Origin of the sequence: Flavonifractor sp. An82 (genome assembly GCF_002159265.1) — a bacterium.
Lineage (GTDB): Bacteria > Bacillota > Clostridia > Oscillospirales > Oscillospiraceae > Flavonifractor.
In genome coordinates, this window is the sequence record NZ_NFHG01000039.1 from 1 (window position 1) to 10343 (window position 10343).

The 10343-nt window shown below is 53.6% G+C and carries 10 protein-coding genes; all 10 read right to left on the reverse strand.

The annotated features are described in order from the left end of the window. Positions 1-212: 212 nt before the first annotated feature. A complete protein-coding gene (locus B5G34_RS17835) occupies positions 213-413 on the reverse strand; it encodes a hypothetical protein (protein WP_242957120.1) in 201 nt (66 codons plus the stop codon). A 209-nt stretch (positions 414-622) separates the two neighbouring features. Continuing rightward, positions 623-1375, reverse strand: a complete 753-nt coding sequence (locus B5G34_RS17840) for a hypothetical protein (protein ID WP_087340582.1) — start codon at positions 1373-1375, stop codon at positions 623-625. A gap of 80 nt (positions 1376-1455) precedes the next feature. Next, complete coding sequence (locus tag B5G34_RS17845) at positions 1456-3438, reverse strand: nucleoside-diphosphate sugar epimerase/dehydratase (RefSeq protein WP_087340584.1); 1983 nt, start codon at positions 3436-3438, stop codon at positions 1456-1458. 213 nt (positions 3439-3651) lie between these two features. Beyond that, positions 3652-4131 (reverse strand): VanZ family protein, encoded by a 480-nt coding sequence (locus B5G34_RS17850; protein ID WP_162609529.1) that lies wholly within the window; start codon positions 4129-4131, stop codon positions 3652-3654. A 171-nt stretch (positions 4132-4302) separates the two neighbouring features. Continuing rightward, complete coding sequence (locus B5G34_RS17855) at positions 4303-5493, reverse strand: nucleotidyltransferase family protein (protein WP_162609530.1); 1191 nt, start codon at positions 5491-5493, stop codon at positions 4303-4305. A 170-nt stretch (positions 5494-5663) separates the two neighbouring features. Then, positions 5664-6869, reverse strand: coding sequence for a nucleotidyltransferase family protein (locus B5G34_RS17860; RefSeq protein WP_087340590.1), 1206 nt, complete (start codon positions 6867-6869; stop codon positions 5664-5666). 11 nt (positions 6870-6880) lie between these two features. Beyond that, the gene (locus B5G34_RS17865; RefSeq protein ID WP_087340592.1) at positions 6881-8590 is read right to left on the reverse strand and encodes an ABC transporter ATP-binding protein; all 1710 of its coding nucleotides are present in this window, start codon (positions 8588-8590) and stop codon (positions 6881-6883) included. Further along, positions 8569-8997, reverse strand: coding sequence for a S24/S26 family peptidase (locus tag B5G34_RS17870; protein WP_087340594.1), 429 nt, complete (start codon positions 8995-8997; stop codon positions 8569-8571). Before B5G34_RS17870 ends, B5G34_RS17865 begins: the two co-directional genes overlap by 22 nt. Further along, entirely contained in the window at positions 8990-9256 is a 267-nt protein-coding gene (locus B5G34_RS17875) for a PqqD family protein (RefSeq protein ID WP_087340598.1), read from the reverse strand. Before B5G34_RS17875 ends, B5G34_RS17870 begins: the two co-directional genes overlap by 8 nt. 17 nt (positions 9257-9273) lie before the next feature. Next, positions 9274-9942, reverse strand: coding sequence for a hypothetical protein (locus B5G34_RS17880; RefSeq protein ID WP_087340600.1), 669 nt, complete (start codon positions 9940-9942; stop codon positions 9274-9276). Positions 9943-10343 lie beyond the last annotated feature (401 nt).

Below are 10343 nucleotides of genomic sequence, written 5' to 3' on the forward strand. Positions count from 1 at the left end.
CCAGAAATGTAAAATTCCAAAACCATAATGAAAATGCAGACCGCCATCTCTTTGCCTGTGCGCTGAGATGGCGGCCTTTTTATGCGCCGAAAGATTTTACGGTTACTTTCAGGCGGCGTATTCAGCCAGAACGTGGCGGACTGATCTCTCCGCAAATCAACAAGCCCGCGCCCCGTTTCCGATTTGGAAACGGGGCGCGGGCTCTTTTTTTCTCAGGTACAGGGCTGCTGCCGCCCCGTGTGGTCAATGGTATAGTCGGTGCCGCAGGTGCCGGGCAGGATGATCTGGGAGATGGGCACAAAGGTATAGCCCTCCTGGAGCAGGCACTCAATGATGCCGGGCAGCGCCTCCGGCGTGTGGATGGCGGCGTTGTGGAAGAGCACGATGGAGCCGGGGCACACCCGACTCACCACCCGCTGGGTAATCTCATTTGCCGGGATCTCCTTCCAGTCCAGGCTATCACTGTCCCATACAGCTTCAAGGCCTTGTTCAGTGCGGGCATTGGGACACCACAGCTAAATTAGCGCCATGGTAAAGAACTCCCGGCCATCAAGGCCGGGAGTTGCAAATCAGTAAAACACTTCACTTCGCTCATATCTTATGAGAACATTTTTACTCCACATCAATTTAAATACTTATTGATATAATATGCTTTTTGGGCAGCCTTTTCATTACTATAATATTTCCACAGAGAGTCTAGCACTGCAGTATCTGCTCCAATTGCCTCCAGTTTGGTTCTATATGTGGCTAAGATAGTTTTCACTTCCTGATCGGTAACAACCTCCAAATCATAGCATTTCATCAGTCCATTAAGGCCTATTTCCTGCAGCTTCTGGGTGGTACGCTGCTCCGCATCCAGGCTGTTCCACTGGCTTAATGCCTCCTGTTTCATGCTGCCCAGCTGCGCCATCAAATCCACCTGGCAGGCATATAACTCAGCTATGCACTTCTCCACCAACGCATTTGCCTGACTCTGCGTCGAACCTGTCTGACTTTGCCCGCCCGGCTTTAGTGATTCACCGGGTACAGCCGACTGACTCGGTTCTTCTGTAGATGCCCCATCCGACGACACAGCATCCTGAGCATCCGCATTCTCAAGACCCAAAGCCGTCTTGATCTCATCTGCGCTGGCAGTTCCGTTCAGCAGCGCCTCATTTTGTTCCTTTGTCGGAGCAAAGACGGTAATATCATAGTCCGTTAGACTATCCTCCAACTTTTGTTTGGATTGCTCCATATTTTTCAAAATAGTGTCCTGATCAGTTGTAAGCGCAGTATAGAGCGCCCCTACATTTTCTCTCTGCCAGACAAGTAGCCCTACCACTGCTACCAGCAGGACCAGCACTACAATCAATAGGACTTTTTTCCAACGTTTCATAGTGTACTCCTAATTTCATACTTGTTAAAAACGCCCCGGGTTATCACCCGGGGCGTTCCCTTTCGATATCCGCCTATTTATTATACACCAATTAGGACCTGTTCGGAAACAGAATTCTGTCGTTCCTCTACACTTTCTTCATAAGTTCCCACACTCTCAAGCCGTTCGTGGTCTTCCTGTGTAAAGCGCTCTGCTTCAGCATTCACCTCTGCCGGATCACGGTAAGTCGGTACCAGCTTGCGCATCAGTGTAATAAGCTGATCATTGCTGCTCTCTGCGGAAATCATTTTATCCAAGGTAAGCAAGGCCCCCATGATCTCCTCCGGTGTGATAGGCCGCTGCTCTTCCACAAAGATCTTCTCATTGTTTGTTTTGGAAAGATGCTCACTCTTCATCAGCAGCTCTTCATACAGCTTCTCGCCCGGACGAAGGCCGACCTCTTTGATCTCAATGTCCTTGTACGGTTCCAGGCCAGACAGTCGGATCAGGTTTTCCGCCAGCGTCAAAATTTTGACCGGCTCTCCCATATCCAGAACAAAAATCTGACTTTGTCTGGCCATTGCACCCGCTTCCAGCACCAGCATAGCAGCCTCGGGAATGGTCATAAAATAGCGGATGATTCGCTTATCCGTCAGCGTCACCGGACCGCCCTCTTGGATCTGCTTCTTGAAAAGGGGCACCACAGAACCATTGGACCCAAGTACATTGCCGAAACGGACTGCACAATACTCCGTACTGCTGTTCCGACGGCTCTGCAGAATCATCTCACAGAACCGCTTGGTGGCTCCCATAAAGTTGGTGGGGTTTACCGCTTTGTCTGTGGAGATCATGACAAACTTTTTGGTGCCATACTTTTCAGCCGCTCTCACTACATGGTAGGTTCCAAACACATTATTTTTGACGGCCTCTGCCGGACAGGCCTCCATGAGCGGAACATGCTTATGGGCAGCGGCATGGAATACCACATCAGGACGATAGAAATCAAACAGCCGATAGATCCTCTGCTTGTCCCGAATCGATGCAATTTCCACCCGGAGGTCCAGAAGATCTTTATAATTGCGGCGCAACTCCTGCTGAATGTCATAGGCATTGTTCTCGTAAATATCCAGAATAATCAGCGTCTTGGGTTCATAGCGTGCAATCTGGCGGCACAACTCGCTGCCGATAGAACCGCCGCCGCCGGTCACCAGGACTACCTTGCCTGCCAAAAATGCAGAAATAGACGCCGTATCAAGGCGCACAGGCTTCCGCCCCAGCAGATCTTCCACCTGGACATCTTTTACCGCAGACAGGCTTACCTCGCCGTTAAGCAGCTGATACAGGCCGGGCAGCACGCGCAGTCGGCACCCCGTCATCTTGCAGATATTGAGAATGTCTGCTTTTTCCTCCTCCGTGGCAGAAGGAATGGCCACGATGATTTGCGTGATATTATACTTCTTCACGCAGCTTTCAATCTGGGCGCGACCACCCTCAATCCGGACACCATCCATATATTTGCCCGTTTTTTGGGGATTGTCATCAATAATGCAGCAAAGCCGTCCCTCTACGCGCTGGCTGCAGGCAAGCTCACGGGCCAAGACTTGTCCCGCAGCCCCTGCGCCAATCAGCATAATCCGCTCACTGCTGGGCCGGCGGGTCTGCAGATATGCATTGAACATATTCCAGAACCGCAGTGCACAGCGAATCCCCACCAGTGCGCACAATTGAAAGACCAGCATCAGGAACCAAACGCTTCTGGGCAAATTCACCCTGAAAGCCAGACATCCCAGGAAGGTGACGACAAATGCCAGCACCACAGAAAAAGCCATCTTGGCCACATCCCGCACATTGACAACGCGCCAGATAAAGTGGTACATCCTCCGCAGCGAAAAAACCACCGTTGTACCGATCACCTGAATCAAAAAGCACCAAAGATATGCATTTAGATAGCTGCGCGGAATGCTGCTAATCAAAAAGTCAAACCGCACCAGCAGCGCCAGGATACCTGTAAGCCCAATCAAACAGGTATCGACCCCAAAAACAACCAGGGTCCGCCAAGGAAACACCATATGCCTGTTTGCCATTCTCTCTAACCCTCTTACTCTCTCATATTTTTCTGCCGCACAACCAGCTATTAACCCATGTTAAGCAGAAAAATGGCACTTTTTTGTGCGTTTACATTATACGCGGTTTTATTGCCTATTTCAACCCAAAGTGCCAGTGATTCACAAAATAAGATGTTATTGTGTAAAATTTGTGCACAGCGCCCTATATGTGTGAAAAAAAGCTTCATAGTTTCAGCAGGCATTACTCCTATGTACAGCTCTGTAAAGGATATATATCATACTTACCAGCAAAATACCTATGCAGCTTCCTCCAAAATCGATCCATACGTCTGTAACCAAGCTCCCCCGCCCCGGTGAAACAAGCTGGATGCTTTCATCTACCAAAGCTGTCATCAGACAAAAGCTTGCCCCAGCAAAGATACTGCTGCCGATAGGCTTGTTCAGCCCCCACAGAAGTGATGCTGTCCAAAGTACACCAAGCACCAGAAACTCCGTCATATGTGCTGCCTTGCGGATTAAGATATGGCCAAGCTCTGTGGGAATATGCAGAGCCTGAAAAATCGGTTCAAAACAGCTAAGAACCTGAAGGCTTTGATTTGCCGACTCAGCAGCCGGCCTGCATGAGTTGCTCCAGATAAAGAGACTCCAAATCAGCACCCCCAGAAAAAGAAGGTAGCGCGCCTTGCGTCGATGCTTTCGCTCTGCTTTCACAATGAACTCCTTTCACAACATGCTGTCGTCATACCGTCATTTCCCCTTACTTGTGGCTGCTATTCCGTCCCCAGCCCATGAAAAAGGCGCTTCTATAGGGGACTGTTTCAGAACGGATCTGACAGTCTCCTATAGAGCGCACATTTCACACCGGAAACGAACTGTACTTATCTACTTGGTCGGCAAGAAAGGGCGCAGCGCGGCATTCAGCTTCTGTCTCTGATCCGCGCCGTGATACATCTGAATCAGGTGGAGCGGCGGGCGCTGCCCCAGCTTACGCTGCTTCCGGTAACGGAGCAGCAAAGCCACCGGTGCCACCGGCAGCAGCAACGGATACCGTTTGCATGGCGGCCAATGGACCTGGCAGGCTGAGACCCCGATACGAAGAAAGCTGGATATTCTCCCCTTTGCCTGGGGATTGGTAAACAGGCGCTGACCATACCGCTCTTCTTTCTTTCCAAAATTTCCGGTGCGGAGCATATCCTGCAGCAGCGCTTCACACAATGCAGCATCCGCATCCATGCACCAGGGTGCATCCTGGGCCGGGAGGGAAAGATAATCTACACAAATACGGGTAATTACTTTGGTAAACACCATCAAGCCAAAGGTATGTAGCAGCCCCGACAGCTCGTTCCAACATGCCGGGGTCAGTTCCCTGTGTACAAATACCGCCCAGTCACACAGCTGGCGCAGTCCCAAGCCGGTGTTAATAATATGTTCCAGCTTATGCAGCAGCAGGACCACCGCCCTGGGGCATGGCGGCAGCATGGGTATCCCGTCTACTATTTGAGGGTGCCGGACAAATGGCTGCAGGTAGGCTCGGATCTTATTGCCCACCGCAGAATTCGGCACTCCATTTGGTTCCCAATGCAGTTCTACCACTAGCTTACCCTTTGCCATGGAATCATGACAGTGATGGTGATCTGCAGGCGGCTGATAGCCCAGTTTTTCCAACAGCCCGCGTATTGCTGCCCGGTCCTCCGGCGCTGCCAACAGATCGATATCTCCCGCAGCCCGCAGTTGGGGATTGGGATAACTGATTGCGGAAGAAGTGCCCTTTAAAATGACACAGGAAATCCCCAAAGAACGAATCTGATGCAGAACTTCGCCTTGCTCCGTCAGGATCTGCTCATTCCACCAGAGTGTGGACAGCGCCTGTCGTTTCCACTGCTCCAAAAGCGCCGGCGGCATTGCCGCCCGCTCTTCCCCATTCAGGCAGTCAAAGATCAGCAGTGTAAGGGCCTGGCTCCTGGACTCATCGTAAAGGGCCTGCCAATCGATATTCTTTGGCAGCGGCTCGGCATGTGCCGAGAAAAGCGCACGTCCCGTTAAATACAGTAAGTGCTGATATGTCTCTTCCATGGGAGCTCCTTTCTGGCCCACCTTCCCACATGATAACAGCATTTTGCTGTTTTTTATTATACCAGATTAAGCATGGGATGAAAAGTCCAAGAGGTTCCTGGATTCTATCTCGCCATTGTTGCAGCACAAAACCGGATATTGATGTTTCAGATCTTATGCCTGCAATCCTGCTACATCTTCCGCACAGTATAAAATTCCTTCTTTATGGTCGTGCCTCTCTCTTTTTCGGCTTTTACAAATCGCCAAACCCGCGCAGCCGGCATGAGCCATTTATGCCGGTGGAAAAAGGGCGAATACAGCTCGCACCATTTTTCCATATGCGCTCTGCTGGGGAACAGCCGTCTCAGAATATATCGGAATTTTACGCCGGCGGTAATGGGTTCGCCCTCCGGCTGCGTTTTCCGAACGGTATTTCTCCAAATATTTTCTATCCTGCCATAGGTATGATTGAACGACAATTCATGCAGTATTTCCCATTCCTGCTCTGTCAAGTCCGTTTTCTTCCGCGCTGGATCGAAGAATTTGTCCGCCAGCAGCCGCATCTGTTTCTCAAATTCCAGCAGGCCGATTTTTTGCAGTTCCTGGTCCAGATATACTCTGTCCAGCTTACCCTTTGCCCGGTTATATACGTACACATCAAGGAGGGCTCGCAATCCGGTTCCGCTGTTGCTGTAGTGCTTGTACATATGGGCCAGCAGGTAGAGATAGAAATCCTCGTCCGTCATACAATACTCATAGGCTTTGCCCGGCGCCAGCTTCAGCCGTTCCCGCAGCGTCCGGTAATACTCCGCCATTTGAGGCTGCGCAGTTTTGTTGAATAAGGCCACATGCATCTCAAAATTGTAGACAGGCGCTTTGTGGTACTCATCATGGTTTCCTTCCCCATAGCTTTCCGCTGTATATCCATGGCCCACAAACCACTCCCGCACCTCTTGACGGTACGCACCATCAAACAGGATGTCGTTGTCCGACATCTGCCGGCTACCCAGTTCCGGGTACAGCGGCGTCAGAATGACCCCTTTCAGCGGCAGGTGCCAGATCCCTTTCTCCTCCAGATAGGCAAACAACTGCGCCCGTGCGCCGTCGAGCAGCATGATCTTTCGGATGGCCTTGTTTCTGGATTCCGCCCAGGCGGGCAGTATCTGGTCGGGATCCGGGATTTCCGGCCCATCCACCTTCTTCATTTGCTCCAGCGCCAGATAGGTCAGGGCATTCAAGCTCTGGCTGCGGCTCAGTGTATAGACCTTTTTCAGATCCATGGCTAACACGCGCGACGGGTCCGGCGCTTGCTTATGAATGCCGCAGGCCGTCAGATACAACATGTCCCATGCCGCCCTGCTCCAGACGCTCTTGTCGGTTTTACTCGATCCTTTCAATGTGACACTCCTCAAGTCAACTGCAATTGGTCGTCTACCCGCCAGATCTGATCGCAAATCTGCAGCGCCGCCGGACGGTGGGTTATGATAATCACCGTCCGCTCCGTCATGGCCCGCAAATTGCGCAGCAGCTGGGCCTCGGTAGGCTCATCCAGGGCACTGCTGCACTCGTCCAAAATCAGAACAGGACTACGGGAAAAAACGGCCCTGGCAATGGCCAGGCGCTGCATCTGGCCTTCCGACAGTCCCGCGCCCCGCTCGCCCAACTCTGTGTCCAGGCCGTGTTCCAGTTCCCGGACAAATTCCTCCGCACAGGCAACGGACAGGGCCTGCCAAATGGCCGGGTCATCCTGACGCCGGTTATGGTCGGCAAAGGCAACCATATCCCGGATGGTCCCCTGCATCAGATAATTCCCCTGCGGGACATAGGCAAAAAGCCTCTGCCATGTTCCATCCAAGGGCACCTGCTCATGGTCCAGCTGCAAATAGCGCCGCCCCGCGTCAGGCTGATACAAACACATCAGCAGCTTCAGGAGGGTACTCTTTCCGCAGCCGGAAGGCCCGGTCATGGCGACATAGTCTCCCTTACGGATGGAAAAATTCCAGCCGGACAGCACCTGGTTCCGGTTATTCTGCTCTACCGCGCCCGGGGTTCCGCAGCCCTGACTCCGGTAAGAAAAGGAGATATCCTCCAGCACAAGCTTCTCCAGCCGATTCTCATAGACCTCCAGTACCTCTTCCACCGTCTTTTTCTGCGGTACGGAATCAGCCCCGGCTTCCGCTTCCAGCAGCCGCTCGGCGCTGGATATCATGGCATAATAGCGCGGCAAAACCCCACTGAGATTGGCCAGGGGCGCTTGCAGCTGTCCAATCAGCTGCAGAATGGCCGTGAAGGTTCCGTAGGAGATGGTACCGGTCAGAATACCGTAGCCGCAGTAACAGGCTCCCGCCACATAGACCGTATTCATCAGAGCGCTGAAGCCGGTATTGCACAGGTTGGAAAAACGGTTGCGGCGCAGGCGGGCCGCCTTATGCCGCTCCATGTGCGTTTCAGCCTGTTGGAGCGCCATGGGTTCCACGCCGTAGGACCGCACCACCAACATGCCCGAAAAGCTCTCCTGCAGGCAGGTGAGCAGAGCACCGTCCTCCTCCTGAACCTGCTTGTGCAGCTGCTTCATCTGCTTCCGGGAGAGGTAGGACAGCCCGATGAGGGCCGCGGTCCCGGGAACCAGCAGATAGAGAAAGCGCGGCTCCATAAACAAAATGGCCGCTGCCGCGCCCACCAGACGAATGAGCATCCCGCCCAGGTCAGGCAGCAGATTGGTCATCCCGCCGGCCACCACCACCGTGTCATTGGTCAGACGGGTCATCCACTCGCCGGAGTGCACCGCTGAGACATAGCCGTAGTCCTGTCGGAGCAGGGCATCAAACAGGCGGGTCTTCCACTTGTTTTCCAACTCCGCGCTGATGCGCTCCTGTAAAAACCGGTTCGCCGCCCCCGCGGCCACACGACCACAAATCAGCCCGATGAAGAAAACGGCCTTGGAAAAGAACAGCTCCTTCTGCTGGGCTACCGCCGCGTTGATCAGGTCCCGCAGCAGCAGGGCTACCGCCACATTGATAAAAGCAATAGCTGCCCGCATAAAAAGAAGCAGGCCAACCTTCCATCTTGTCCCGCCTGCCGTCTTCCAGAGCTCTGTTATCGTACCTTTCTTATCCATGCTTTCCCTCTGTGCACCAAATATCTGATGGGGTACAGCCCGCCCCACAGGGCCACATACAGGCGGTAGCGCCAGTCCGTCACAGGGAAGTGGCGTTCTTTCCGGTAGATCTCGGTGACCACGCCCAGCATCCACTCCTGAGGTACCCGTTCGGTACCGTAACGGTTGTCCCCCCGGGTATAATAGCAGTTCTTCCCCACACGTACCACCCGGTGCATCACAAACTGCCCGGAGGGCCGCCGGTACACCGGCAGGTCACCCCTTTTCAGCGGGCCCTCGGCCCTGCGAATGACCACACGGGTATCGTGATCAAACAGCAGGGGCTCCATGCTGTCCCCGGATGTCATGGTCACCACCGGATTGCCGGACAGGATCTCCCGCTCCAGGGGAGAAACCGGCTTACTCATCCAGCAGGCCGGTGGCACGGAGCTGCTCCAGTACCCGGTGCACATGGGCCGCAATGGTGTCCCGGGGGGCGTCGTACTTGGCAAACAGCCCGTCCACCAGCTGCTCCTCCGTGGTCTCCTGCTCCAGCATCCGCAGCAGCTCCATCACAGTCTCATTGCTGCGGAGCATGCCGCAAAATACATCTCCGGCTTCACCAGAGGCCACCGTAACGTACTGGTCGCCAACTTTATGAGAGAGTAATCCTGCTTTAATCTTCATATTCTTCTCCTGTCAATCTATGATGGAAGTTCCTGGCCGGTCAGGTTCTGAACCGCCAGAGCCACCACCTCACGGGATATGGTACAGCCCATGGAGTACACCGGCAATTGGCTCAGACGCTGCACCAGCTCCAGCGTTTTCATCAGCCCGGCCCCATCCTTCGGGCGGTAAGTCTGATTCAGCAGCATGGGATAGGCCTCCCGTGGCGACAGCCGCCGGATGTGGTTGGCCTCAGCCTGATGGAGCAGTACAATGCCCGCCACCGGGGCGGAGCTGTTCTCCTGCAGCCCCTCTTTCCCCGCGAAAGGCGTGCCGTACACTGTAACCCCTTCGGATGTGACTTTCAGCAGGGGCTTGTCATCGTTGATCATCCTGACAGCGTCGCCCAGCACCTCCCGCCACAGCCTGGTATGGGTGGACTTGCCCGTACCGCTGGGGGCGGCAAACAAATAGCCCCGCTGCCGGTAGGCCAATGCGGAGCAGTGAAACAAAACCACATCCCGGGCCACAAGCCGCTCACAGATGGCCCGATATACCGCCAGGCTCTCCAGATAGGAGGCAGGCCACGGACCGCCGTCGGTCTGCTCCCGGGCAACATCTTCTTTACTTATCGTAATAAGCTCCCCTGATTTTTGCGTCCAGTAATCCCAGCAGAGGGCTTTGACGTATTCATAGCGGTTGTCCACGGTAAATGAGTATCCTGCTAATGAAAGATGAAACATGGTTGTCCTTTTATCCTTCTCTTATGGTGAAACAATAGGGAAGATAGTCGTAGAGGCGCTGTACTTTTGCACAGCACCTCTATCGGATACCTTTCTGTAGAAACGGGCGATTTGCTAGAAGGCCATAATTATTACTCGAAGTCAACCGATCCCTCGTTACCGCCGCCAAAACCCGGATCCGGAAGTATACCCGCACCACTGGTGGTAATAATATCCTCGCAGTCAAACCCGATCACTTCCAGAACGGGCTCCTCATAATGAATACGCCGCCTGAAACGGTGCCCTTAGACCGCACGAATGGTGCACTCAGACCGCTGAAATGGTGCATGGTCACCGCAGTCATGGTGCATTGACAGGATGGCCAC